The following is a 25,543-nucleotide window of genomic DNA, read 5'->3' on the forward strand; positions in this document are numbered from 1 at the left end:
ATCAAGTTTGAGAATAGAGTGTTTCTTATAAGATTTTCGTAAATAAAAAGCCCCTTTCGCATCAGTGCAAAAGGGGCTTTTTATGGTTTGCTCGACGATAAATTATCGCTGATAGCGATTAGCGATTTGGTAGCACATCTTTCACCATATCACGTAAGTCACGTAATGCTGTGACGGTGCTATCCCAATCTAGACAACCATCGGTGATAGATTTGCCGTACTCAAGCTGGCTTAAATCAGTAGTCAATTTTTGATTGCCGCCTTTTAAGTGACTCTCAATCATCATACCGATAATTGATTTATTACCATTTTGAATTTGTTCGGCAACGTTTTTGATAACCATCGGTTGTAGGTAAGGGTCTTTACCTGAGTTAGCATGGCTAGAGTCAATCATAATCTTGCTATTGGTCTTGCCTTTTGCCAGCTCGTTTTCAACTTGGGCTACTGCAGTTTCATCATAGTTAGGTTTACCGTTACCACCGCGAAGTACCACGTGCGCGTAAGGGTTACCTTTAGATTTGATGATAGAGACTTTACCATCTGATGATAGACCTAAGAAGCTATGACCTTCTTTAACCGCTTGCATGGCATTTACAGCAACCGTCATACCACCATCGGTACCATTTTTGAAGCCAACTGGGCATGATAAACCAGAGCTCATTTCGCGATGCGTTTGGCTCTCAGTGGTACGTGCACCAATGGCTGACCAGCTGATTAGATCCTGAATGTACTGCGGTGTATTTGGGTCAAGTGCTTCAGTCGCGCAAGGTAGACCTTTTTCATTCAGATCAAGTAACAATTTACGAGCCGTGCGCAAGCCTTTTTCTATATCAAAGCTGTCATTCATGTCAGGGTCGTTGATCATGCCTTTCCAACCAACCGTCGTACGAGGTTTTTCAAAATAAACACGCATGACCACAAATACACTGTCTTCGATTTCTTTTGCCAATACGGCTAAACGATCGGCATATTCGTGAGCGGCTTTGATATCGTGAATAGAGCAAGGGCCAATGACCACAAACAAACGCTTGTCTTTACCATCCAAGATATCTTGAATAGTATTACGACCTTTTAGTACGGTGTTATACGCGTCGTCTGACAGAGGCAGCTCGGCTTTTAGCTCGGCGGGAGTAATTAAAGGAATAAATTTTTCAATATTCACGTCGTCAATATCTGCATTATGGGTAACTGATGTTGTCATGGTTATATATCGTCTAGCTGATTTATAGGAATAATCATTATGCGGACAAAAGTGTTGGTTGACAAGGGTAGTCGAGCAGTTAATTGACTGATAACTGGAATGAGGAAACTAAAACTTAGTTATACTCATAGAGACTTAGCGTGATATTTGACGTTCTAAATGCACGTTTAGCATTTGGTTTTTCTATCTATTAATAAGAGTTGATTGAGTTTTTGGTGCATAACGCTCAGATTTTATGCGTGAATTTCGCTATTTGTATCATCGTCAAGTATGATAGCAACATTAGCGATGGGTGGCCCAAACTGTGTCATTCAAACAGTACGGATGAGTGCGCACATTATCTATGAGTCGTATCGCTGATTTATTACGTTATATTTTATAATAACGGTTTATTTTATTTTGTGTATTTCTAATATCGAGAGCTTGTCATGACAGATTCTGCTACGTCTCATCACCATACTGACCTCATTCATCAAGCCGAGACGGATTCTCAAGTAGCAAATATAAATGCTACGCCGCTAGTAATAGGCATTGTCGCAGGTGAGGTATCTGGTGACAGCTTAGGCGCAGATTTTATGCGGCAAATGAATAATCTACGTGATGATATTGTCTGGGTAGGCGTAGGCGGTACAAAGATGCAGGCGCAAGGGCTACAGAGTATTTTCCCATTAGAGCGTTTGGCAGTGATGGGTCTGGTTGAAGTCATGTCGCAGCTACCCGATTTGCTCAAAGCGCGCCGCGAGCTACTGAGCGCATTTAAGGCTGCCAATATTGATTGGTTCGTTGGTATTGATGCGCCTGATTTTAATTTGCGAGTATCCAAAAAACTAAAGCCCCAAGGCGTGTTCTGTGTGCAGTACGTCAGTCCTTCTATCTGGGCATGGCGTGAGTCGCGTATCCATAATATTAAAGCGGCGACCAATTTGGTGCTATGCCTATTCCCGTTTGAGTTGCCAGTTTATGAGCGACATAACCATCCGGCGATCTGTGTGGGTCATCCATTACTACGAACCATTGATCAGAACCTGATCGATACGCCAATCAACCAACGTCGCAGTGAGCTCGTTTGGGACAATGATGGGTTGCAGCAGTTTTTTATTGAACGCTTTGATGATGTGAGTCAGCTTATTTGTGTGATGCCAGGCTCTAGGCGCGGTGAAATTACAGCGATTCTGCCACTGATGCTTGATGGTATCCAAAAGTTAATCCTGTTAGATCCTAAGCTGTGCTTTATCATTCCAACGGTCGATCAAAACCATCAATATATTGTGCAAGAGGTGATCGACCAACGCTCAGAGCAGCTGCGTGCAGCAATTGTAGTGGTCTACGATGATACCCAGCCAGAATTTAGCCAACATGCCATGGCGGCATCAGATATCGTGATGCTGGCATCTGGGACAGCAACGCTGGAGGCAATGCTGCTTGAACGGCCGATGGTAGTGGTCTATCAATTAAATCAGTTGACTTACCAAATAGCCAAGCGTCTGGTAAAAGTGCCATATGTGGCATTGCCTAATATATTGGCTAATGCACCGATTGTGCCTGAGCTGATTCAAGAGCAGGCGAGCGGTGACAATATCTGCCGTACCGTGATGCGATTGCTGCAACCACGCGCTTATGCTGAGCAATTACACGACTTACTAGTGACAAAGCAGTCGCTACAACAGCAAAGCAACCATGAGCCTGCAAACAGCGTGATTGAACAGTGGTTTATCCAAAATACCGATACCATTAATTCCAATTAAACAAGAAAGACCTTTTAATATTATGCATATCAACCAACATACAGAAAGCTCAGTTCAAACGATTGACATCAATATTGAGCATATTGATGTGAAAGGACAATATATACAGTTAGCAGCGCCCATACGTTTATATGGGCAAATGAATACCGCTGAGCTGCTTACCCAATATCTCAGTTATGATAACCAAGAGACAGAGCAGTCAATACTGCAAATCGGCGTTGATGAAGCAGGACGTGGGCCATTACTAGGTAGTGTCAATGTGGCGGCGGCAATATTACCTGCGACCTGGTCAGGATTGATTGAGGAACAACCGCTCAAAGACACGCCGTTATCGATACTGACAGATTCCAAACAACTGAGTGAAAAAAAGCGCGATATCCTTTATCCATTGGTTCAGCAGCATGCTATCGGTTATATCATCGCTGATATACCAGCAGCAGTAATCGATCAAGTGAATATCTTGCAGGCAACAATGCTTGGTATGCGCTTATGTACCGAATCGTTGCTAGAAGTGATTTTTAAAAGCTTTTCGACCGCGGAAAATGCTAAAAGTACGTCGCTCAATCAATTTAAAGTCGAAGTACTATTTGATGGAAATCGTTGTCCTGACTTGAATTATGATAGCTTTAAAAAGTTAGAGGTAGCGCCATTTGCGATTGATTGCCAAGCGTGGGTAAAAGGCGATGCGCGTCATACTAGTATTGCAGCGGCCAGTATATTGGCAAAAGTAAGTCGTGATGAATCGATGTATACACTGGATGCTCAATATCCGGAATACGGTATTGCTAAACACAAAGGCTATCCGACGCGCGCACACATGGAAGCAATTGAAAAACATGGTATCTTGCCAACGCATAGACGTAGTTTTGCACCAGTAAGAAAAGCGCTAGAAATACAGTAGCTATAAAAGAAGTAGATAAAAAGCTGATTTCTAATATGCATTATCTCGTTTTAAAGATATGATGGGGTCAGCTTTGATATTTTGGTTGACGATAAAACATTAGAGCAGCAGTCATTTACGTTTACTACTGGTAAGGTAAATTACTGATAAGTATCTAATACTTTCTAAATATTTATCGTAAAAAAGAAGGTCTGAACCAGTGATATGATTCAGACCTTCTTTTTATGTAATAATTTTTTGCATAATAACTTTGACTACCTTTGTGCAATACTAGGAATGTGGCCTAAAACGATGAATTAGGCTGTTTTAAAAAGTTCTTTTCATCCTCAGTTGATTTGCGCCCTAGTACCTCGTTGCGATGTGGATATCGCCCGAATTGATCGATGATTTGTTTGTGACGATGTTCAAAATCTAATGTATTTGCATCATCTAATTGCTCAAATAGCGGTAGATAACGCTTATGAATCATGGCCGACTCGGAGTGCATAAACGGTATGATAATAAATCTACGCCATTGCATCGGTAGCGTATCAAAATAAGGCTGTTGAATGGCTTCTTGGGCGAGTGCTAATGCCATACCGTCTTGCGCAAATGCACTTGCTTGTCCGCGACATAAATTGCGTGAAAACTGATCCAGCACAATAATTTCTGCCAAGCGTCCTGCCAACGCCGTTATCGAGCTATTACCATCTAATGAGGACTCTGCGATACGCCAAGTGACACATTCACCTTGTTTCGCTGCGTGCCAAATATCACCAAACTTATCCTGTATTTGCTTATCAAAACGATCGCTTTTTTCAAACCAGTACGCCTCATTGTTTTTATCAAACCAAAAATCCAACACGGCACGCGCATCAGGATCTAGATAAGTCAAATCTATGTTTTTCGGATCCAATTGTGATGAATGGGATCGACTGGCTGAGGTGGAATAATCGGTTGAGAGTGCCATAAGATATTCTAATTATGATGAATTTAGTCTACTATAGCGCAAATATTTATATCTGTCTGTCAAGATACCAACAGCAGAGTGTCTATTAGGTAATCTATTATGAATGCAAAAAATCTAGAGAATTCTATCAACGCGACATTGCCACCAACGCCTTACTACGTGCTTGATGAAGCGGCCATCGTCGCTAATATGAAAATCATCGCTAGGCTATGTGAGCTGTCTGGTGCAAAAGCATTATTGGCACTAAAATGCTTTGCCACATGGGGTGTTTTTGATGTGATGCAGCCTTATCTGCATGGCACGACTTCGTCTTCACTTAATGAAGTGAGATTGGGCTATGAAACCTTTGGTAATAACGATGATGCCAGTAGCAGCGATAAAAAAGAAACGCATGCTTATAGCGTCGCCTATAGTGCAGATGAAATCCCTGAAGTACTGAACTATGCGGATAAAATAATCTTTAACTCAATCTCACAGCTCAACGCTTTTAAAGCGCAAGCCGCCGCGCAAAATATACCTGTAGGTCTACGACTCAACCCTAAGACCAGCAACTCATCGTTTTTGATTGCTGATCCTGCGCGTCCATTTAGCCGTCTTGGTGAGCATGATAAAGATAAAATCGCAGCAGTACTTGGCGATATCACTGGCGTCATGATTCATAACAATTGTGAAAATGACAGTTTTGAAGCCTTTAGCGAAAGCTTGGCTGATATCGAAGAAAGATTTGGTGATATCTTAGCGCAGCTTGAATGGGTGAGCTTGGGCGGTGGTATCCACTTTATCGCGCCTGATTATCCATTAGAGAAGCTAGCTGCACGTTTGAAAGCCTTTAGCGAAACCTATGGCGTGCAAGTGTATCTTGAGCCAGGTGAAGCCAGTATTCACGGTGCGGGCACGTTGGTGACTACTGTGCTAGATACCATGCATAACGAAAAAAACCTAGCCGTCGTTGATGCTTCGATTGAAGCACATATGCTCGACTTGCTTATCTATCGTGAGTCAGCACCGATTGCTGCGATTAACCATACAGCTGCCGATATTGCGCCTATTGGCAATCCTGCAGAAGCTGCACCGTCTGAGGCGAATGCTGAGTCAGCAGACCATACCATTATCTATGGTCGTTCTTGTTTGGCAGGTGATATCTTTGGTGAGTATGCGTTACCGAATAATCTTCAGATAGGTGATAAGATTGCCTTTGGCAATGCTGCCGGCTATACGATGGTCAAGAAAAACTGGTTCAACGGTGTCAACATGCCAGCGATAGTCATCCACCGTTTGGATGGCAGTATCGATATCCAGCGTGAGTTTGATTATCAAGATTATAAAGCCAGCTTGTCTTAACGGGATACTTTCAAGACTTTTCTACATTAGAAAACAAAGGCTTAGTCTTAATAATGGGTAATTTTAAGGTATCTGCTATTGATACATTATTTTTTAGCGATAAGGGAATAAAAATTGTTATAATCGCGTCGGGCAAATAATGGAGTATTATTTGCCCGACGGGTGCGTGGGTTTTCCTCGGTCTTCCTTTTTAATTCACGCATATCATTCACTCGTTTCTGTTTTGCATAGCCGCTATCAATGGTATCGACAGGGACACAAAGGAGGATTGTTCATTGAACACAAACCAACAAGCTAAGCCCAACAAAAAAGACGTACTGATCATCGGAGCAGGCGGTGTCGCTCAAGTAGTCGCGCATAAATGTGCGATGCACAATGATGTACTTGGCGAGATTCATATCGCCTCACGTACCAAAGACAAATGCGATGCCATCGCCCAAAGTGTAAAAGAAAAAGACAGCTTTAAGCAGGCTGCGGTCTTGCATACGCATCAAGTCGATGCGATGGACAGCCAAGCACTCGTGCAGCTGATACAAGACACCGGAATACAAATAGTCATCAATGTTGGTTCGGCATTTATCAATATGACCGTACTAGAAGCCTGCATTGAGACAGGTACTGCCTACATAGATACGGCTATTCATGAAGACCCACGTAAGATTTGTGAGATACCGCCGTGGTACAACAACTATGAGTGGCAACGTAAAGAGCGCTGTGCAGACAACAATGTTACGGCCATTTTAGGTGCAGGGTTTGATCCTGGTATGGTCAACGCCTACGCGCGTCTTGGCTATGACATGATGGATGCAGGATCTGTGACGGATATCGATATCATTGATATCAATGCGGGCAGCCATGGCAAATACTTTGCGACCAACTTTGACCCAGAGATTAACTTCCGTGAGTTCACCGGTACGGTTTACTCTTGGCAAGACAGCAAGTGGCAGTCTAACAAAATGTTTGAAGTTAAACGTACGGACGACTTGCCAGTTGTAGGTGTGCAAAACAGCTATCTAAGCGGTCATGATGAAGTGCATTCATTGTCAGCTAACTTAGATGTACCAAACATTCGCTTTTGGATGGGCTTTGGTGAGCATTACATCAATGTCTTCACTGTCCTACAGAGCTTAGGATTGCTATCTGAGCAGCCAGTGATGACTGCTGAAGGCCAAGAAGTTGTGCCACTAAAAGTCGTTAAAGCGGTACTGCCAGATCCAAGCTCGCTTGCACCGAACTATACAGGCAAGACCTGCATTGGTGATAAAGTCAAAGGCAAAATCAATGGCGTTGAGACTGAAGTATTTATCTACAATGTCTCAGATCATAAAGATGCTTACAATGAAGTGGGTAGCCAAGGTATATCGTATACCGCAGGCGTGCCACCTGTTGCTGCTGCGATACTGGTCGCAACTGGCGAATGGGATGCAGGAAAAATGGTCAATGTCGAAGAGCTAGATGCCAAGCCATTTATCAATCTACTAAATAAGATTGGTTTGCCAACGCGTATCAAAGATAGCGAAGGTGACAGAGCGCTTGAGTTTGATATTTAGTTAGTCATTATATCTATTCTAAAAGCCCATCTGACTTTAATTGAGTCAGGTGGGTTTTTTATTTTATAAAGGAAAAATAAATTGTCATTGTCTATTTAATTATACAGAATAAATTATCAAACGATAATGATTTTCAATATCATCTATATTAAAAATAAGGTAGTATTTCACTTTTGTATCATTCGCTAGACATTCTGTAAAGGTAGAAATTAGATGTTTGTCAGTGAATAAATGAGGGAGTAGTGAATGAGATACATACGATTTCTTCCTAAGAAGAAATGGGCCATAGCAGGCTTTACCTTTTTATTATATTCGGCGTCATTTCCTGCATTTGGTTCGGAGGCAACGATGCTAACGATTGAAAGTCCCTTGAAAGGCGATTTAAATCATTCCAACAGGGAAAACGCTGATATCAAGCCACAGCATAAGTCATTAGATTTTAGCGTTCCTTGCGATACAGGCGATTATCTAACCGGATATGTTGAGAGTGATAGAAGTATGATGACGCTAGATGTTATCGATGCCACAGGAAAAGTATCGCGCCGTTTGATTGATAATAAAAGTGGCAAACAACACTTCTATTCAGTAGCCGAAAACTGTGCAGAGACCTGGCGACTGTCTGGCTCAGGTGCTTATCAGATAGTGCTCGAACAACGTGTTAGTTTAGCAGAGCAAGATTTAAAAGGTTCTTTAGGAAATTCTCTAGACAGTTCTGACACGTTACTCAGCCCCAGAGTATCGGCATTACTTGAGTCATTGCAGAAAGGGCAGAGTACAGATCGCTTTTGGGCGGAAGTGGAAGTATTAGGTACACCGCTGATTGAAGACACAGCTTTGGGCACTGTGATGACGTTTTTAGCGCGAGGAGACTATCGCAATGTCAAGTTAATGGGTGGCCCGTCCACCAATCATGATGCATTGCAACGATTGGTAGACTCTGATACATGGTACAAAAGCTTTATTGTGCCAAACAACACGCACTTATCCTATCAGATTGCTCCCAATACCCCTGAGCCACCTCTGTCTGAGTTTGCTCGTAGAGTCGCCATAAAAGCCGTGGCTCAAGCCGATCCTTATAATCACCATTCATGGCCACGTTCAGCCACTGATAAGTACACAACCAAATCTACTATTACGTTAAAAGACGCACCAAATAGGCGTTGGATAAAAAGACAGGCAGAGGTTCCCAAAGGAGAGTTGTCTACCTTTAAATTTACCAATAGTACATTGGACAATACTCGCGATATCACCATTTACTCCCCAACTGTTAATAACAACAAGGAGAATAGTAAAGATGATGCGGTGCTGTTATATATCTTTGATGCGGAAGCCTATATTGATACGGTTGGATTGCCCACGATTTTAGATAATTTGATTGCAGAAGGTAAGGTTCCACCAGTGACAGCGGTGTTTATTAGCAATCCTGATAATGATGCCCGTGCACGTGAATTACCTGCCAACCCAATGTTTGCAGATGTATTGGCCAATGAGTTAGTACCACAAATAAATAAACGATTGCCAGTAGCGATACCAACGGATAGAACGGTCATTGCAGGGTCAAGTTATGGCGGTTTAGCAGCGACGACTATCGCACTACGTCACCCCGACATATTTGGCAATGTTATCTCTATGTCTGGGTCTTACTGGTGGCATCCAAAAGATCAGACAGCAGAAGATAAACACTTCGTAGCGTCTGAGGTAATAAAAATGGATAAGGCACCCGTTCGTTTCTTTTTGAGCGCAGGCGTGTTTGAAACGGCTCGTGGTAAAAGTGGTAGCAACGGTATATTGGGAACCAATCGTCATCTGCGAGACGTTTTATTGGCAAAAAGGTACGATACACATTATCAAGAGTATGCTGCAGGACATGATTACTTTGCTTGGCGAGGAATCATAGGAGATGGTTTGGTATCGCTTTTTCCGTCTAAGGAAAAGAAGTAATATCTCTTTTATTTAAACTAGCGCTAATGTTTAGCCTTTTACTACTAAATAAAATGATAGTGACTGAGTATTCATACTCTAACTTCTAATTTTCTATATAAAGTATTTTTTTAAAACCAACCTGCTAACAAGTAGCAAGTTGGTTTTAAATCGATTGTCATTAATTAGGATTATAATTTCTCAACGCCGCAATACGGTCATCAAGAGTGGGGTGTGAGCGGAATAGGTTTGCAATACTAAAGCCTTGAGTTTGCCCAGACGAGATTGCAAACGCTTTCATGCTCTCAGGCATTTGGTCAGGACGCTGTGCAGAGGGACGCAACGCATCAAGCGCACTGATCATTTTTTCGCGGCTGGCCAATTTTGCGCCCATTTGATCCGCACGGAATTCACGTAAGCGTGAGAACCACATCACGATGGCAGACGCCAAAAACCCAAGTAAGATATCCATTACAATACTAGTGATAAAGTACCCAATACCTGGGCGATCACTGGTGTTTTTGAACACAGTACGGTCAACGAAACTGCCGACAATGCGTGCAAAGAACATTACAAACGCATTGACTACGCCTTGAATGAGGGCAAGGGTTACCATATCACCGTTAGCCACATGGCCAATCTCATGCGCCAGTACCGCTTCGACTTCATCTTGATTCATATTTTGTAGTAGACCAGACGAAACCGCTACTAGGGCTTTATTTTTATTCCAGCCAGTCGCAAAAGCATTTGGCTGCGAATTATTAAAAATACCAACCTCAGGCATACCGATATTTACGGCTCGCGCTTGTTTGGCGACTGTATCAACTAACCATTGCTCAGTAGCGGTGCGTGGTGATTCTATGACTACTGTACCAGTGGATCTTTTAGCCATCCACTTCGATATAAATAGCGACACCATCGAGCCAACCATACCGTAGATGCCACACATAACGGCAAGGCTAATGTAGTTAAGACCACCTGCGCTGTGCACGCCGCCAATCCCAAAAAACCTCGATAAAATACCAAACACAATGCTAAATACCACAATCACTGCTAAGTTGGTTAATAAAAATAATCCAATACGCATCATGATGCTAACTTCCTATTTACAATGTCGGTATGGCCTCGATAGACGGTTATCTAAGAGGTTTGTTTGTTATGATAGATTTTACTGTGATTTTGACTGTAATGTTAGAAAAAATAGCTTTTTATAGGTGGTGACAGAGATGGGATGATTATTTTGGGGAATGCCGTACAATACCTGGCTGGTTTTAGCAGATTAGAAAAGTAGTAGATGAGGAGTGGTAAGTTTTGACAGAATTAAAGACGGTTGGGTTATTTGCGCTTACTGCATTGGCTGAGATTGCAGGATGTTATCTGCCTTATCTGTGGCTGCGAGAAGGCAAGTCAATCTGGCTACTGATACCTGGTGCGCTGAGTTTGGTCGCGTTTGTTTGGCTGCTGTCATTACACCCAACTGCTGCGGGCAGGGTCTATGCTGCATATGGTGGCGTTTATATATGTATGGCGATTTTATGGTTGTGGACGGTCAATGGTATACGACCAACCATGTGGGACATAGTGGGTTCGATAGTGGCGTTGCTGGGAATGGCGATTATTATGTTTGCTCCGCGCGGAGCTTAATTAAAGACAGTGCTTAGCTAAAGGCCAATGACGAACCAAAAAAAATACCAATCGAACGGTTACGTCAGATTAGCATATTGATGTATTGATTATTAATGTTTGCCTAGGATGCTACCGTTGTCGTCTTTCTTGGCTTGTTTGGCAGCTTTCTTCTCTTTAGCAGTCAAAAGGGGCTTTTTCTTAACGTTCTTCTTACTATCTTGACCTTTGCTCATCATCGTTTCCTTTTTTACAGCACACTACTCATTACGCAAAGTTAAGCGAATTCAAGACAGTGTGAATACAGCTAACATAGCTGTTTACTTAATAGAGTATAGGCTTAAGCTTTAGTAATAGATAGCGCTCGCACAATTCCTCTACGATTCAATTATCGTTCAAATTCTTTATGTTTACGGTTAGTCCTAGTTTACCAATTGATTCGTTCAATCAATCATTATATTAATAAGTGCTTACTTACGGATACATGGCGATTTGCTATAATGAGCCATAAACCGATTCATAAACGCGGCAAACTCTTATTTATTAACATTTAGCACCATAGTGCTTACTGTTTTGGTCAAATTATTATGCGTATTCGTAAACTGTTCAAATTTGAAAATGCTCACATCGTTCGTAATTGTAGTTCTGAGCGTTGTAAGCATTCGATTCATGGTCACAGCTATCAGATTGAGCTGATCCTTGAGGCCACTCGTTTAGACCATGGGCAAATGGTTTATGACTTTGGCCTACTAAAATCTTCTATCAAAGACATTATCGATAGCTTTGATCATGCCATTTGCTTTTGGAACAAAGATGATCCTGAGTATGTCGCAGCGTGTAAGAAATTTAGCGCACGTTGGATCAGCCTACCAGTTTCGCCATCGGCAGAGCAGTTTTCACGAGTGATATTCTTTTGGGCACAAGAAATACTACGTCAGACACAAATGCAAAATGGTGAAGCAGATGTCAGCGTGTACTCAGTGATTGCCCATGAGACGGCGACAGGGTATGCGCAGTGTTTTGCTGATGATGTTGCAAACGATCAAATGGGTAAACTAGTTCTAGAAGATTTTGAATTCAGTGAGCAGGTTCGTGCTGAGTGGACTGACTCTGAGCTGTATGCCAAGCTGATTCGCGGTGAAAGCTTTACCAATCCAACCGTGACCATGCAGGTTCAGACAGAGCAAGTACAAGCAGGTTCAGTCTGATGTGTGATGGTCAATCTATAGAAAATAGCAAATACCTAAAGACTCTGATATTAAACTCTGAGCAAGATACTCAAGCATTGGCTGAGCAATTAGCGACCTTGTCACTGACAGGTAGCGTGTGGCTGGCAGGTGACTTGGGCGCTGGTAAAACGACACTAACGCGTTATTGGTTACAAGCGCTTGGTCATACAGGTGCGGTGAAAAGCCCAACCTATACCTTGGTTGAGCCCTACAGTATTCAGCGAAAGGATGGTTCGATCAAGCCGGTTTATCATGCAGATTTATATCGTCTGCAAGATCCAGAAGAGCTGTCTTTTATTGGGTTTGATGAGTATCTTGATGAGCCTGAAGCATTGGTCATTATCGAATGGGCTAGCCGAGCTGATAGCTATCTTCCACCGCCTACGTTATTCATCGATATGACCCAAAGTGTAAGCGATGATAACGACACTGAAGCTCGCCAAGTGCATTTGAGAGTGTCAAAGGCAGGTCAAGCGCAGGGCTTGGATCTATCGCAACTTACCATCTAAATGAATATCTGAATTACACCAATCGCTACCTTCCAAGAATATGACATCTATCCATGCCAGATAATCATCCTAATACCCGCATCAAAAAACTATCGCCGTTGCTAATCAATCAATTAGCAGCAGGTGAGGTGGTGACGCGTCCAGCAGCGGTAGTCAAAGAGCTGCTGGAAAATGCCATCGATGCAGGTGCGACCAGTATTGAGGTGCGCATCACTCAAGGCGGTATGGGCTTGATTGAAGTGGTTGATAATGGGGTCGGTATTCATCCTGATGACATGGTCATGGCCATTACTCGTCATGCGACCAGTAAGGTTGCTGACGTTGCTAATCTGCATGGTATTACGACGTTGGGTTTTCGCGGTGAAGCGTTAGCGGCGATGGCTGCTGTCTCGCGTTTGACCTTAATCAGTAGTCATGATGAGAGCGGTATCGGTCGTCAATTACAGGTCGCTGGCGTATTAGATGACACACCGAAACTGTTACCAGTTGTCCATAACCGTGGTACCACGATTGTCGTAAAAGATTTGTATTTTAACGTGCCTGCCCGCCGTGGCAACCTAAAATCTATTGCTACTGAATTCGGTCATATCGAAACCATTGTCCGTGAAGTCGCACTGGCGCGTGCCGATGTTGCTTTGACACTTTTTCATGACAATAAACAGCGTCTATCATTATCTGCAAGTGCTACGAGTATTAGTGGTAATAATGACAATAATACCAGTCGCTTGCCACTGCCGCGGTTGGAACAAGCGACTGGTATGGCGTTGACAGATAATGCATTAGCAATATCGATAGACTTATCGAGTCTGGTGCATTCGTCTGTAGAATACGATGATAACAATGTTAATCAGGCAGCGATTAGTGGTTGGTTATGGCCGCTACATCATGAAAAAACTGATGTACCCAAGCTGATTTATGTAAATGGCAGACTGGTAAAAGAAGCATTGATTAGCAATCAAATACGTCAACTGGCACAAGGTGCGCAGCTAGCAGGTATGGGGTATGCACTGTACTTTGATTTACCAACCCAATGGTTAAATATCAATGTACACCCATCTAAACAACGTATCAAAATAAGTCCATTGAATAATATTATGGCGCACTTAGGCCATACAGTTCGTACGCAGTTGAAAACGATTGATGTAGCTAAGTTTGGATCTGAGTCTGCATCTGCGTCCGTAGCGATGACAGACGCTGATAGCCAATATATATCTGCGGAATTATCAAACGTAGATGCTTCTGAAAGTCGTTCGTCTGAAATGCCCATCTCAAGTAGTCAGTCTAGCAATAACCAAAGGCAGAATAATCGAGTAGAATCTACTAGACAGTCTTATCAGTCTACTGCAAACCAATCACTTTCATATAATCCTTCATTGCAAGAGTCAGCGCGATCTTATATCAATGAACGATCAGACCAAAGTAACAATAGTAACCACAGCACTTCACATTATTCTGATGGAGCAGCTACCTCTGCATCTTTACCAATTTGCTTAGATATCATTAACGATGTAGAAGCTGTTGACATGGACTTAAACACAGATGATAAAAAGCTACCTTGGCTATTATTTTATCACCAAGGGCAGTGTGTACTGATAAGTGCTAAAGATTGGCAGCTTAAAGTAAGCCAGTTATTTGAGTCACTTACCTCTAGTCAGCAAGTATTCAAAAAAGATAGATTGCCAAACAGTGCTACTGAGATTAATCAGCAACTTATAATGGTCAATACGCAAATGTCTGCGCAAGATTCAATGGTTTTTGTGAATGATCTTACTGAAATAATTATGAACAATGCTATTAAAGCGATAGATAGCCACCACTTAGTAAAGCTAATGCTATTCTGAGTATCTGAAAATAATTACAACATCTTAAAGCAATTAAACCAGTTGATATCTGAGTTATCCATATATTATGAAAGGCCACTTTATGCAACATTCGTCTGATAGCCTACCTCACAAACTGACGGATAACAGCGTGGTTTGTCTTATGGCACCAACCGCTAGTGGCAAAACGTCACTGGCGTATGAGCTATACGATACTGGCCGTTTTGAATTAATTTCTGTGGACTCAGCGCTGATATATCGTGACATGAACATTGGCACAGCCAAGCCAACAGCGGCTGAGCTGGCGCGTTATCCACATCATTTGGTCGATATCATTGATCCTATGCAAAGCTATAGCGTGGCTGAGTTTGTCAGTGATGTTGCTCGTCTCATTGACGAATGTCATAGAAATGGCAAGATACCATTATTAGTAGGCGGCACCATGATGTATTACATGGCGCTACTCGATGGGTTGTCTCCTGTGCCCGATAGCGATGACAGCGTACGCGCGCGAGTAGAGAAGTGGCGTCAAGAGGAAGGTATTAGCGCTCTATATGATTATTTGGGGAGTATAGATCCTATAAGCCATGCGCGTTTGAATGCTACTGATACTCAGCGTATCACGCGAGCAGTTGAAGTTTATCTACAGACAAATATTCCAATAAGTGACTGGCAGCGCAAGCCAAAGCAAGCCCTAGCCCACAACCCAGAGCAGCAGTGGCACGCGCTATCGGTAATGCCAGATCGTTCATGGCTACATAATCGTATCGAACAACGCCTAGATATCATGTGGAATGAAGGGCTAGTGGCTGAAGTCATAGACTTACTAAAAAAGTATCCGCTCACGCCTAATATGCCTTCGATGCGCTGTGTGGGTTACAGGCAAGTACTAGAATACTTGGTGCACATTGATCATCCGATATTTGATGAGACTCATCTGGATAAAAATCAATTTTATGAAGCTTTTGAAAAGCATATAGCTGTCAAGGAAGAAAAAGAAATTTCAGATAATGTTGCTCAGTCAGCTGCTCAACCAAACATGGCTAACCAAGAGACCGAGGCGCTTGCTTGTCAGGAAATGCAAAATAAGGCATTATATGCTACAAGACAGCTAGCAAAACGTCAGTACACGTGGCTGAGAAAGGTAATGCAACTGCCCAGTGCATCATCAAGTGGGATAGCAGACTCTGAGAGCGGGGCTGATGCTAGCAGTCGTATGATATTACAAACGTTTGAAACCATGGCCGAAGCACGAGAGTACTTGTCTTAAAGTGCAATGATAGCCAACACAATTAGTTTCAAAAATTGGCATAGATAGCTGTTATAATTTGGCTCAACGCGTTGAGCATTGTTATGATGTCTGGTTTATGAACTTTTGTAGACAGAAAGTATTAACGAAACAACTAGTTACTTAATTATTTACAATAATAACGTATTCGCGATAAAGTGGAATCACTTAAGAGCAATGAATATTTATTTAGATACGTTTTATAAAGAAAACACCTTATTGTATCTACCTTTTAGCCATTATAATTAAATTAACACTTAAAATAATTGGCACTCAAAACATAACTATATAATATTTAGGAGAGATTTCATGTCAAAAGGACAAACTTTACAAGATCCGTTCTTGAACTCGCTGCGCAAAGATCGCATTCCTGTCTCTATTTTTTTGGTAAATGGTATTAAATTACAAGGCCAAATTGAATCATTTGATCAATATGTTGTTCTCCTGAAAAACACAGTGAGCCAAATGGTATATAAACATGCCATTTCAACAGTTGTACCAGCACGTAACCCGCGTAGTAGTACGACGACAGGTACAAGTGCTCAGCCTCAGAGTGCAGCACCAACTGGATATCAAGGCGGTGGCTTTGAGCGTGGTAGCAACCCTGCTGCTGGCGGCTTTGAAGAACGTGGTTTTGCATCGAGTCGTAGTGGATTCAATCGTGGTGGTTTTAGCCAAGGTCAGGATCGCGGCTTTGAACGCGGTGGCTTTGGTCAAGGTCAAGAGCGCGGGTTTGAGCGTGGTGGTTTCGGTCAAGATCGTGGTTTTGATGCCACAGCAGATAATACAGGCTTCGAAGATAAGCCAAACGATGGTTCTAATGATAGCAACAGCTAAAGCACTGCATTAATCGAGCATGTGGTCTAAAAAAATATTAAGACATGATTTATTTGTTTAAAACCTGCTGATATAGTGGGTTTTTTTTGTATAGACAGCAGCAAGTTCTTTGTTCAGTATGAAGCACTATATTAGTGTAGATTTTGTAGACTATTACTAATATGAAACATAGTGTAGTAAAATAGCGTATTGATTCATTATAAAAATAGAGCGGATTCATGAGTGATACCAAAAACAACTTAACCCATGAGCAATTTATTACCACTGCTATCGAGGCCATTAACACAGAGATATCTGCGTTAGCACTACTAACAGAGCAGATTGACGACAGATTTGCCCAAGCATGTGACATCATCCTGACTTGTAAGGGTCGAGTGGTAGTTACAGGCATGGGTAAGTCAGGGCTGATTGGACGCAAGATTGCAGCGACCTTTGCCTCAACTGGTACGCCTGCTTTTTTTATGCATCCTGGTGAAGCGGGGCATGGTGATTTGGGGATGCTTGTGAAAGGTGATGTGCTGCTTGCTATTTCAAACTCAGGTGAGTCAGATGAAATCAAGATGCTACTGCCAGTTGTTAAACATCTAAATATCCCTCTTATCAGTATCAGTCGTGATAAGCGCGGTATGCTACCACGAGCAGCTGACATTGTATTAACGCTTGGTCAGTCGCAGGAGGCTTGTCCACTTAATCTAGCGCCTACCTCCAGTACGACGGCTACTTTAGCGCTCGGAGATGCGTTAGCGGTTGCTTTAGTACATGCACGTAATTTTACTTCTGAAGATTTTGCATTATCGCATCCTGCTGGTGCCTTGGGTCGTCAGCTATTGACGCGTGTCGAAGATTTGATGCATACCAATTCAGAAGACTTGCCTTTGATTCATCAGCAGGCCCCATTGCAACAAGCTTTGTTTACCATGTCTGCCGGACGATTGGGCATGACCGTAGTGACTGATGATAACAATAAGGTCGTCGGTGTGTTCACAGATGGTGACTTACGCCGAGGGTTAGAAAAAGGCATCGATCTACAAACGCCAATGCATGAAGTGATGGTCAGCAATCCACGCCATATTAGTAAAACGATGCGTGCGTCAGATGCGCTAAGTGTTATGAATGAAAGTGGTATTAGCCAGTTATTGATCATTGATAATGAAGATCGTTTAGAAGCTATTATTACCGTGCATGATTTGCTGCAAGCTGGGGTCAAATAAGGTTTGTGAGTTGCCGTTGAAATAGTTAAGCTATATAGAATAACGCTTCGAAAATAAATATTAAAAAGAGACAAATAATGCAGGACTTGATACAGAAAGCTGGACAAGTAAAACTATTGGTCATGGATGTTGATGGTATTTTATCCAATGGTCAAATTATCTATGATGCCAATGGTGTTGAGACCAAAGCGTTCTCCGTACAGGATGGTGTGGGTGTTAAGTCGTTAGCACGCTACGGTATTTTGACAGCCATTATTACCGGCCGTAGTAGTGCGATGGTGAATAAGCGAGCAGCAGAAATGGGTGTTAACCATGTGGTGCAAGGCCGTGATGATAAGCTTGTTGCGCTAAACGAGCTGCTATCTTCTCTAGATCCCGCCCTGAATATCACTGCTGCCGATTGTGCCTATATGGGCGATGATTTACCAGATATTAAAGCGATTCAAACAGTAGGGTTTGCGGCAACCGTCCCTAACGCGCATGCTGAAGTCATCAAGCGCAGTGACATGGTAACGACTCGTGCTGGCGGTACTGGTGCAGTGCGCGAGATATGTGATCTTATCTTAAAAGGTCATGGACATTATCAAGACTTTATCGCGCATTACACGCTTGATGAGGCGCAAACTCAGGATAAACAGTCGTGAATACACGTGTCTTAATTGTATTAGCCTTAATTATTGCCGGTATCGCGGGTTGGTTTTTTCAGCAGCAAGGCGACGTAACGCCGCCAGTCAATATTGAAACGACAGATGTCGATTATGAAGCCACTGATATCAAAGCTGTACAGACCAATGAACAAGGTGAAACCGAATACGAGCTTACCGCTGAGTCTTTGACGCATAATCCTGAGACCAATCAGGATGAAATGTCAGGCATTACCATGAATTGGGAACCATCTGCAGAGCAACGCTATCGTATTCAAGCGGGCAGTGCAGCTATTAGTCAACAGACAGGGGAGCTTAGTTTATCAGGTGGATTTACACTGGTGAGCGAAGGCAATAAGAGTACTCCTGATATCGAACCGATAAAAGTAACTGGTAGTACGCTAAAAGGTAATACGAAATCAGGCAAAGTATACAGTGACGCGCCTGTGAAAATCGAACAAGGCATGAATCGATTTGAAGCCTCTAGTATGACTGCCAATCTTGAGACAGGAGAGTACGAATTTGGCCAAGTGGCTGTTGCCTTTTCTCCATCTGAACGCCAAGATAAAGCATTATTCTAATCGAAGTACTTCTTATTTACTGTGTCAAAAAACAGCAGCTAGCATAAAGTTTGCAAATCCTACCACCTATTATGAAATGAGTTATTTATATGAAACTTAAATTTTTGCCTACTTTACGCGCATCATCACTCTGCTTGCACAAATTGCGCGCACTGCCAATGGTGATGTTATTGGCGCTACCGCTATATAGTCATGCATTGCCATCAGATTCTAATCAGCAGATCAAATTGCTAGCGGATAAAGCCACTTATAGTGAGCGTACCGGCGTGACCAGTTATGCAGGTAATGTCATTATTACTCAAGGTACGTTTAAGATGACGGCCGACAATATCACGGTCAATCTATCTCAGCAGCGTAGCATTAACTCAGCGGTAGCAACTGGCCGTCCAGCGACTATGCAGCAAGTAGTCACACAAGAAAAAGGCTTGGCAAAAGGGCAGGCTAACAAGATTGACTACAACGCAGTGTCTGGGATTATTACGCTAACTGGCAATGCAAAACTGGTTCAGAATGGTGCAAGCTTCGCTGGTAATGTTATCCGTTATAGCCTAAAAGCAGGTGATGTTGAAGCGACTGCTGGCGGCAATCAGCGCGTTGAACTGGTATTCCCGCCTAACAATGGTACAAACCAAAGTGGCGTACGTTAATCCAAATAAACAGGCTATGAGTAAATAAGTCTGCCTTTAGCAATGCTTAAATTTTGTGAAAGTAAGAGTAAGTTATGAGCGATGATAAAAATCTAGACCTATCGGCATCAAATACTAATACGGCGCCTGTCGCTCGATTGACTATGCAAAATCTAGGCAAGCGCTATGGAAAGCGTTGGGTGGTCAAAGACGTTTCATTTTCTGTAGAACAGGGTCAAGTTGTCGGATTGTTGGGGCCTAACGGTGCTGGTAAAACGACAAGCTTTTATATGGTGGTGGGACTGGTCAATATGGATAAGGGCCGTGTTACGCTAGGTAAAATGGATTTATCTAAATACGCAATGCACGAGCGTGCGCGTGCGGGTATCGGCTATCTACCACAAGAGGCATCAATCTTTCGTAAATTATCTATCGAAGATAATATCTTAGCTATCCTACAGACTCGTACAGAATTAAGTAAAGCTGAACAGCATCAAGAACTTGAAAAGTTGATTGGCGAGTTCCATTTAGAACATGTGCGCAAGTCTCAGGGTATGAGCGTATCAGGCGGTGAGCGTCGACGCTGTGAGATTGCGCGAGCATTGGCCGCTGATCCTAAGTTTATCTTATTGGATGAGCCTTTTGCAGGGGTAGATCCTATCTCTGTCGGTGATATCAAAGACGTTATTTTGACGCTTAAAAATCGCGGTATTGGCGTTTTAATCACCGATCATAATGTTCGAGATACATTGGCGATTTGTGAAAAGGCTTATATCGTATCAGAAGGCGCTATCATTGCAGAAGGCACTTCGGCTGAAGTGTTAGAAAATGATTTAGTGAAATCCGTTTATCTAGGTAAAGACTTTCAAGTATAAGTGAGAGCGTTAAGTTGCTTATCTCATACTCTATTTTATATAGTGCACTCAGAACAAAAAGATGCCGTTAAAGTAGAGTTGTGCTGGCATAGGTTTTCCTTACTTCCTCTGCATTTTGCCTTCAAAACGCTGCGTAAAGTTATACTAACAACTTTATATTTTCTAATTAACTAATAGAGCTGGTTAACACTATTCTATATAGAGCCTGTAAGCCAGTTACTACTTATATCTACAATTAACATCTCTACAATTAATATCATCCTCTTTCAAGTACAGCTTGTAAAACTAAAGGCTGACTTATCATGACAAATATTTTTGAATCAGCGCTTATAAAGCGTGACATTATTACCTTCATTATTCTCGATTGATCCTCTGAATAAGGCTTATAAGCTATGGCAAAAAATAAAAGCAGCTATGTCTGTCAGCATTGTGGCGCGCATTTTGGTAAATGGGCTGGACAGTGTACGGATTGCGGGGAATGGAATAGCTTGGTCGAAGCCCCAAATGTCAGCATGCCACATCACAATAAGAGCACTGCTAAGCCCAATAACGCTAGAGCTGCTACTCGTGGTACCAGTGCGCCAGCTGGTAACTATTCCGGTACTCACAGTGCTGTCATGCCGCTTAACGCAGTAAGTGTGACGCTCGACACACGCCTACCAACCGGTATCAGTGAGTTTGATCGCGTACTTGGCGGCGGCCTAGTGGCAGGTTCTGTGGTGCTGATCGGTGGTGATCCAGGTATTGGTAAATCAACGATTCTGCTACAAACGGCGACCAATATGGCACGGGCGGATTCACTAGCGGGTAGTGCATTATACGTGACGGGTGAAGAGTCACTTGCACAGGTGGCCATGCGAGCCAAACGTTTAGACTTGCCTGCTGATAGACTGCGTGTACTGGCCGAAACTAACGTAGAAACTATCTGCGCTGCATTAACGCAAGAGCAGCCAGCCATCGCTATTATTGATTCTATTCAGACTATCTATACGGACGCTATCAACTCTGCGCCAGGTGGTGTCAGTCAGATTAGAGAGTCTGCTGCGATTTTGACTCGCTATGCTAAGCAAACGGGAACGGCACTATTTTTAGTAGGACATGTGACCAAAGAAGGTACGCTAGCGGGTCCGCGAGTATTGGAGCATATGGTTGATACCGTGCTTTATTTTGAAGGCCAGTCTGACTCGCGTTTTCGTATGATTCGTGCGGTCAAGAATCGCTTTGGTGCGGTTAACGAACTGGGTATCTTTGGTATGACTGATATGGGGCTCAAAGAAGTCGCCAATCCATCAGCGATATTTTTAAGTCGTTATGACAAACCTGTTGCTGGGTCAGTTGTCATGGTCAGTCGTGAGGGAACAAGGCCGCTATTAGTAGAAGTGCAGGCCTTGGTAGATGATTCACAAGGCTCACCTAGAAGAATGGCGCTGGGTTTAGACTTCCAACGTTTATCCATGCTACTAGCAGTGATGCATCGTCACGGCGGAATACATACCAGTGGACAAGATGTCTATGTCAACGTCGTTGGTGGCGTCAAAGTCATAGAAACGGGATCTGATTTAGCCGTACTGTTGGCTTGTGCTTCAAGTATTAAAGAGAGGGCGTTACCATCTTCATTAGCAGTATTTGGTGAAGTGGGTCTATCGGGCGAGATACGCCCAGTACCTAACGGACAAGAACGCTTGAAAGAAGCGATGAAACATGGGTTTAAACATGCCATCATTCCAAAGGCCAATGCACCTGCTAAGGACGCGCCTCAGTTCAAAGGTATCAATGTGATTGCTGTTGAGCGTCTTGATGATGCCATCGAAAGCGCATTTGAGTTATAAGATATATGGAACTAATAGTACTTCGTTTTGAGTAGTTCAGTCGCTACTATTAGTTTGGAACGATAAATATAAACCATAAAAAAAGCCTAACTAATTATTAGTTAGGCTTTTTTTGCTATATAGGCTAGCAATATTATTGGTCTCTAAAACCGATACCTAAACCTAAGGTCCTGCAACGCGCTCGATAGCAACGTTACCCACACCTTTACTCGTAATACCGAGTTTTTTGGCAGCACCATAAGATAAGTCTAATACACGGTTACCATGGAATGGGCCACGATCGTTCACTTTTACCACGACACTTTTACCATTGGTCTTGTTAGTGACTTTGACATAGCAGTTTAATGGTAATGAGCGATGCGCTGCAGTTAAACCGTTCATGTCAAAAGTTTCGCCACTGGCAGTCTTGCGACCATGAAACTTACGACCATACCAAGACGCAAGACCAGTCTGCTTGAACTTACTGACAGAGTTAGAAGCAACAGCTGTTAAGCGCTCTAATACATCTTCATCATTGGTAACTTGTGTCGTATCATTGGCTAACAATGAGCTGCTAAGTGCCAATGAAGTCGGCTGACGGGCTGATTTTACCAAGCTTGATGCACCATCATGTTGACGGCTTAATTCACCAAGTACACGGTCAATGTGGGAGGCGTTATCTTGCGAAATCATAGCAAGTGTGGTCTTTGCTTCTACAGCATTTGCATTGGTAGCGACTGCAGAGCCAGCAAATAACATTGCTGACATTGTAAGTAAACCAGATAAACGCTTGTTCATAAATACCTCTATAACTTATACATCAAAACCTAACTCTAAATATTTTAGATTGAGCATGGCATTAATGTATTGTTTTCATATTGATTAATGCGTGGCTCTTATAGATATTAATATATGGTAATTTTTCATTTCATTATCATCAGTGTTCAGCAGAAGTAGAGCTAAAGTGACTGACGATACGCTCAAATGATAGTTAGCGATAAGCATTGAATACAAAGTCCAAAATCAGGACTGAGTGACAATGTCACTATATGTTGTATTTACATGATGTGCGATATACAAACTTCTTTAGAATGCTACGTTAATAAAAGGTTCAGAGGACATCGCGTATCGCTATGTTATCAAACCGTTAATTAAGTAGTGTATTTGAAAGTCTGGAATCTACAAGATGCTAACTATACGGCTACGCTACAACCTAAATATATTTAAATGCAAAGTTTATTAGTAGCTATGTACGGGTTATGTATCAGAGTACAGTAAAACGAGGTTAACGCAATTTTTTGTAAAAAACAAGGAATAAAATCTTTCTAGACTTATGGGTGGTTAACTAATATCGGAAATTGCGTCAATTTTCTAGTAAAAATATTGGGCGCTAAAACGAACAATTATTTCAGGTTTGTAACTATTATTATCTATACGAACATACATTATATAAAACCATTAAAATAAAAAGCCATAGCGCTAAGAATAAAACTCTTCTTCGCGCTATGGCTCATTGTCTTTTATCAAATCATTAGTAGTACAAAACAATTTATCTTAATGGTACTACCATAATCATCAGAACGACTTACTCGAAAGTTGATTTGTATAAAAAGTATCTGATACAAATTAGCCAGATTTATGTGTATGGATAGACATGAGCAAGCCAAATCCTGCCATCAGAGTCACGATAGCCGTACCCCCATAACTAATAAATGGTAGTGGAACACCTACGACAGGCAAAATGCCGCCAACCATGCCGACATTGACGAATATATAAACAAAGAAAGACATAGCGATAGCACCAGCCAACAATCTACTATAAACATCAGGATGAGTGAAAGCGATATATAAGGCGCGTGAAAGAAGGCAGAAATAAATGAACATCAGTAGCATCACACCGAGTAAACCAAACTCTTCGGAGAAGGCGGCAATAATAAAGTCAGTATGGCCTTCTGGTAGGAAATGTAGGTGTGATTGCGTGCCTTCTAGATAGCCTTTTCCAGTAAGACCACCAGAGCCAATGGCTGTCTTTGATTGAATGATGTTCCACCCAGCGCCTTGCACATCTGCTTCAGGGTTAAGGAGTGTCAATACTCGCGTACGCTGATAGTCGTGGAGTAAAAAGTTCCAAGCAAAAGCAATAAACGGTACAGCCAAAATTACAGCAGCAGAAATCAATCGCCACGAGAGGCCTGCTAAGAAAAGCACAAATATGCCGCTAGCAGCGACCAGTAACGACGTACCAAGATCAGGCTCTTTAGCAATTAATAGCACCGGTACAATGATCAATGCTAAGGTAATAGCAATGCTAGATGCTGACGGTGGCAAATCACGCTTAGACAAAAACCAAGCACACATCATTGGCATACCAAGCTTCATAAACTCTGAAGGCTGCACACTACCGAACCCAGGCAAATTGATCCAGCGCTGAGCACCCATACGTACTTCACCGATAATATCTACCAATACCAATAATATAAGTCCTAAGACATAAAATATGGGCGTAAAAGTACGATAGAGACTGGGCGGTATCTGCGCCATGGTAAACATTACCGCGAATGCCACTCCATAACTGACCATTTGGCGAATAACCATACCAATATCTTGGCTGGCGGCGCTGTATAGAATCGTCAGACCAATACAACAAACCGTCAATAACAGTAAAGTTAACCATGGGTCGATATGAATACGTTGCCATAGTGTCGGTGCGTGACCTTGACCCAAATGATGGCTTTGACGTGAAAAACGATATTGCGGGTTAGAAGACATAGGCAGAATTTGGCTAACAATTGGTGTAGGAGGGAAGTACTAACTAAATTATCTCATTGTAAATAATGATGAGAAGCGTACTTAAAAGTACCGACTTTAATAAAAGTATGCGAGCA

General features: G+C 42.4%; 23 protein-coding genes. 17 read left to right on the top strand and 6 right to left on the bottom strand.

All coding sequences use genetic code 11. The features are described from left to right. Positions 1-118 precede the first annotated feature (118 nt). Complete coding sequence (locus tag I3249_RS00495) at positions 119-1,201, bottom strand: 3-deoxy-7-phosphoheptulonate synthase (RefSeq protein WP_238068025.1); 1,083 nt, start codon at positions 1,199-1,201, stop codon at positions 119-121. A gap of 428 nt (positions 1,202-1,629) precedes the next feature. Between I3249_RS00495 and lpxB the strand changes: the two genes are divergently transcribed. Both lpxB and I3249_RS00505 read left to right on the top strand, forming a co-directional pair. After that, positions 1,630-2,946 carry a lipid-A-disaccharide synthase gene (gene lpxB, locus I3249_RS00500; protein WP_238068026.1) on the top strand — a complete coding sequence of 439 codons (1,317 nt, stop codon included), beginning with the start codon at positions 1,630-1,632 and terminating at the stop codon, positions 2,944-2,946. A gap of 22 nt (positions 2,947-2,968) precedes the next feature. Next, a complete protein-coding gene (locus I3249_RS00505) occupies positions 2,969-3,847 on the top strand; it encodes a ribonuclease HII (RefSeq protein ID WP_238068027.1) in 879 nt (292 codons plus the stop codon). 283 nt (positions 3,848-4,130) lie between these two features. Here I3249_RS00505 and I3249_RS00510 read toward each other — a convergent pair whose 3' ends face one another. After that, positions 4,131-4,796, bottom strand: coding sequence for a DUF924 family protein (locus I3249_RS00510; RefSeq protein WP_238068028.1), 666 nt, complete (start codon positions 4,794-4,796; stop codon positions 4,131-4,133). Positions 4,797-4,895: 99 nt separating this feature from the next. Between I3249_RS00510 and I3249_RS00515 the strand changes: the two genes are divergently transcribed. The 3 genes from I3249_RS00515 to I3249_RS00525 all read left to right on the top strand — a co-directional run bounded on the left by I3249_RS00515 (position 4,896) and on the right by I3249_RS00525 (position 9,628). Continuing rightward, positions 4,896-6,137: a carboxynorspermidine decarboxylase gene (locus I3249_RS00515; RefSeq protein ID WP_238068029.1), complete on the top strand. Its 1,242-nt coding sequence runs from the start codon at positions 4,896-4,898 to the stop codon at positions 6,135-6,137. 275 nt (positions 6,138-6,412) lie between these two features. Further along, entirely contained in the window at positions 6,413-7,687 is a 1,275-nt protein-coding gene (locus tag I3249_RS00520; RefSeq protein WP_238068030.1) for a saccharopine dehydrogenase family protein, read from the top strand. A gap of 246 nt (positions 7,688-7,933) precedes the next feature. Continuing rightward, a complete protein-coding gene (locus tag I3249_RS00525) occupies positions 7,934-9,628 on the top strand; it encodes an alpha/beta hydrolase-fold protein (protein WP_101205046.1) in 1,695 nt (564 codons plus the stop codon). A 160-nt stretch (positions 9,629-9,788) separates the two neighbouring features. Here the strand turns inward: I3249_RS00525 and htpX are convergent, their stop codons facing one another. Next, on the bottom strand, positions 9,789-10,697 hold the full coding sequence (gene htpX / locus I3249_RS00530) for a protease HtpX (RefSeq protein ID WP_238068031.1): 909 nt from the start codon (positions 10,695-10,697) through the stop codon (positions 9,789-9,791). Positions 10,698-10,918: 221 nt separating this feature from the next. On the opposite strand from htpX, the gene I3249_RS00535 reads away from it, so the two are divergent. Then, positions 10,919-11,251: a YnfA family protein gene (locus I3249_RS00535; protein ID WP_102091506.1), complete on the top strand. Its 333-nt coding sequence runs from the start codon at positions 10,919-10,921 to the stop codon at positions 11,249-11,251. Positions 11,252-11,343: 92 nt separating this feature from the next. Here the strand turns inward: I3249_RS00535 and I3249_RS13040 are convergent, their stop codons facing one another. After that, positions 11,344-11,466, bottom strand: a complete 123-nt coding sequence (locus I3249_RS13040) for a hypothetical protein (protein WP_021815223.1) — start codon at positions 11,464-11,466, stop codon at positions 11,344-11,346. A gap of 351 nt (positions 11,467-11,817) precedes the next feature. Between I3249_RS13040 and I3249_RS00540 the strand changes: the two genes are divergently transcribed. The 11 genes from I3249_RS00540 to radA all read left to right on the top strand — a co-directional run bounded on the left by I3249_RS00540 (position 11,818) and on the right by radA (position 22,679). Further along, on the top strand, positions 11,818-12,438 hold the full coding sequence (locus tag I3249_RS00540) for a 6-carboxytetrahydropterin synthase (protein WP_102091507.1): 621 nt from the start codon (positions 11,818-11,820) through the stop codon (positions 12,436-12,438). Beyond that, the gene (gene tsaE / locus I3249_RS00545) at positions 12,438-12,968 is read left to right on the top strand and encodes a tRNA (adenosine(37)-N6)-threonylcarbamoyltransferase complex ATPase subunit type 1 TsaE (protein WP_238068032.1); all 531 of its coding nucleotides are present in this window, start codon (positions 12,438-12,440) and stop codon (positions 12,966-12,968) included. The genes I3249_RS00540 and tsaE overlap by 1 nt, the downstream gene beginning before the upstream one ends. Positions 12,969-13,021: 53 nt before the next feature. Continuing rightward, a complete protein-coding gene (gene mutL / locus I3249_RS00550) occupies positions 13,022-14,809 on the top strand; it encodes a DNA mismatch repair endonuclease MutL (RefSeq protein WP_238068033.1) in 1,788 nt (595 codons plus the stop codon). Between the two features lie 82 nt (positions 14,810-14,891). Continuing rightward, positions 14,892-16,058: a tRNA (adenosine(37)-N6)-dimethylallyltransferase MiaA gene (miaA, locus tag I3249_RS00555; protein ID WP_238068034.1), complete on the top strand. Its 1,167-nt coding sequence runs from the start codon at positions 14,892-14,894 to the stop codon at positions 16,056-16,058. 327 nt (positions 16,059-16,385) lie between these two features. Next, positions 16,386-16,913: an RNA chaperone Hfq gene (hfq, locus tag I3249_RS00560; RefSeq protein WP_238068035.1), complete on the top strand. Its 528-nt coding sequence runs from the start codon at positions 16,386-16,388 to the stop codon at positions 16,911-16,913. Between the two features lie 218 nt (positions 16,914-17,131). Beyond that, on the top strand, positions 17,132-18,124 hold the full coding sequence (locus I3249_RS00565; protein WP_101205038.1) for a KpsF/GutQ family sugar-phosphate isomerase: 993 nt from the start codon (positions 17,132-17,134) through the stop codon (positions 18,122-18,124). Between the two features lie 77 nt (positions 18,125-18,201). Continuing rightward, the gene (locus I3249_RS00570; RefSeq protein WP_238068036.1) at positions 18,202-18,768 is read left to right on the top strand and encodes an HAD hydrolase family protein; all 567 of its coding nucleotides are present in this window, start codon (positions 18,202-18,204) and stop codon (positions 18,766-18,768) included. After that, positions 18,765-19,349 carry an LPS export ABC transporter periplasmic protein LptC gene (gene lptC, locus I3249_RS00575; protein WP_057760443.1) on the top strand — a complete coding sequence of 195 codons (585 nt, stop codon included), beginning with the start codon at positions 18,765-18,767 and terminating at the stop codon, positions 19,347-19,349. Before I3249_RS00570 ends, lptC begins: the two co-directional genes overlap by 4 nt. A 158-nt stretch (positions 19,350-19,507) precedes the next feature. Then, positions 19,508-19,996, top strand: a complete 489-nt coding sequence (gene lptA / locus I3249_RS00580; RefSeq protein WP_179799007.1) for a lipopolysaccharide transport periplasmic protein LptA — start codon at positions 19,508-19,510, stop codon at positions 19,994-19,996. Between the two features lie 74 nt (positions 19,997-20,070). Continuing rightward, a complete protein-coding gene (gene lptB / locus I3249_RS00585; RefSeq protein ID WP_102091772.1) occupies positions 20,071-20,850 on the top strand; it encodes an LPS export ABC transporter ATP-binding protein in 780 nt (259 codons plus the stop codon). A gap of 392 nt (positions 20,851-21,242) precedes the next feature. Beyond that, on the top strand, positions 21,243-22,679 hold the full coding sequence (gene radA / locus I3249_RS00590; protein WP_102094543.1) for a DNA repair protein RadA: 1,437 nt from the start codon (positions 21,243-21,245) through the stop codon (positions 22,677-22,679). 162 nt (positions 22,680-22,841) lie between these two features. Here radA and I3249_RS00595 read toward each other — a convergent pair whose 3' ends face one another. Both I3249_RS00595 and rodA read right to left on the bottom strand, forming a co-directional pair. Continuing rightward, complete coding sequence (locus tag I3249_RS00595; RefSeq protein ID WP_101205034.1) at positions 22,842-23,456, bottom strand: septal ring lytic transglycosylase RlpA family protein; 615 nt, start codon at positions 23,454-23,456, stop codon at positions 22,842-22,844. Between the two features lie 828 nt (positions 23,457-24,284). Beyond that, on the bottom strand, positions 24,285-25,427 hold the full coding sequence (gene rodA / locus I3249_RS00600; protein ID WP_057760433.1) for a rod shape-determining protein RodA: 1,143 nt from the start codon (positions 25,425-25,427) through the stop codon (positions 24,285-24,287). Between the last annotated feature and the right edge of the window lie 116 nt (positions 25,428-25,543).

The organism is Psychrobacter sp. Ps1 (assembly GCF_022129425.1).
GTDB lineage: Bacteria > Pseudomonadota > Gammaproteobacteria > Pseudomonadales > Moraxellaceae > Psychrobacter.

What these genes read in the sequence shown, in the direction of transcription:
- I3249_RS00495 (WP_238068025.1), bottom strand. Translation starts at nt 1,201, where the DNA reads ATGACAACATCAGTTACCCATAATGCAGATATTGACGACGTGAATATT.
- lpxB (WP_238068026.1), top strand. Translation starts at nt 1,630, where the DNA reads ATGACAGATTCTGCTACGTCTCATCACCATACTGACCTCATTCATCAA.
- I3249_RS00505 (WP_238068027.1), top strand. Translation starts at nt 2,969, where the DNA reads ATGCATATCAACCAACATACAGAAAGCTCAGTTCAAACGATTGACATC.
- I3249_RS00510 (WP_238068028.1), bottom strand. Translation starts at nt 4,796, where the DNA reads ATGGCACTCTCAACCGATTATTCCACCTCAGCCAGTCGATCCCATTCA.
- I3249_RS00515 (WP_238068029.1), top strand. Translation starts at nt 4,896, where the DNA reads ATGAATGCAAAAAATCTAGAGAATTCTATCAACGCGACATTGCCACCA.
- I3249_RS00525 (WP_101205046.1), top strand. Translation starts at nt 7,934, where the DNA reads ATGAGATACATACGATTTCTTCCTAAGAAGAAATGGGCCATAGCAGGC.
- htpX (WP_238068031.1), bottom strand. Translation starts at nt 10,697, where the DNA reads ATGATGCGTATTGGATTATTTTTATTAACCAACTTAGCAGTGATTGTG.
- I3249_RS13040 (WP_021815223.1), bottom strand. Translation starts at nt 11,466, where the DNA reads ATGAGCAAAGGTCAAGATAGTAAGAAGAACGTTAAGAAAAAGCCCCTT.
- I3249_RS00540 (WP_102091507.1), top strand. Translation starts at nt 11,818, where the DNA reads ATGCGTATTCGTAAACTGTTCAAATTTGAAAATGCTCACATCGTTCGT.
- tsaE (WP_238068032.1), top strand. Translation starts at nt 12,438, where the DNA reads ATGTGTGATGGTCAATCTATAGAAAATAGCAAATACCTAAAGACTCTG.
- mutL (WP_238068033.1), top strand. Translation starts at nt 13,022, where the DNA reads ATGCCAGATAATCATCCTAATACCCGCATCAAAAAACTATCGCCGTTG.
- miaA (WP_238068034.1), top strand. Translation starts at nt 14,892, where the DNA reads ATGCAACATTCGTCTGATAGCCTACCTCACAAACTGACGGATAACAGC.
- hfq (WP_238068035.1), top strand. Translation starts at nt 16,386, where the DNA reads ATGTCAAAAGGACAAACTTTACAAGATCCGTTCTTGAACTCGCTGCGC.
- I3249_RS00565 (WP_101205038.1), top strand. Translation starts at nt 17,132, where the DNA reads ATGAGTGATACCAAAAACAACTTAACCCATGAGCAATTTATTACCACT.
- I3249_RS00570 (WP_238068036.1), top strand. Translation starts at nt 18,202, where the DNA reads ATGCAGGACTTGATACAGAAAGCTGGACAAGTAAAACTATTGGTCATG.
- lptA (WP_179799007.1), top strand. Translation starts at nt 19,508, where the DNA reads ATGGTGATGTTATTGGCGCTACCGCTATATAGTCATGCATTGCCATCA.
- lptB (WP_102091772.1), top strand. Translation starts at nt 20,071, where the DNA reads ATGAGCGATGATAAAAATCTAGACCTATCGGCATCAAATACTAATACG.
- radA (WP_102094543.1), top strand. Translation starts at nt 21,243, where the DNA reads ATGGCAAAAAATAAAAGCAGCTATGTCTGTCAGCATTGTGGCGCGCAT.
- I3249_RS00595 (WP_101205034.1), bottom strand. Translation starts at nt 23,456, where the DNA reads ATGAACAAGCGTTTATCTGGTTTACTTACAATGTCAGCAATGTTATTT.
- rodA (WP_057760433.1), bottom strand. Translation starts at nt 25,427, where the DNA reads ATGTCTTCTAACCCGCAATATCGTTTTTCACGTCAAAGCCATCATTTG.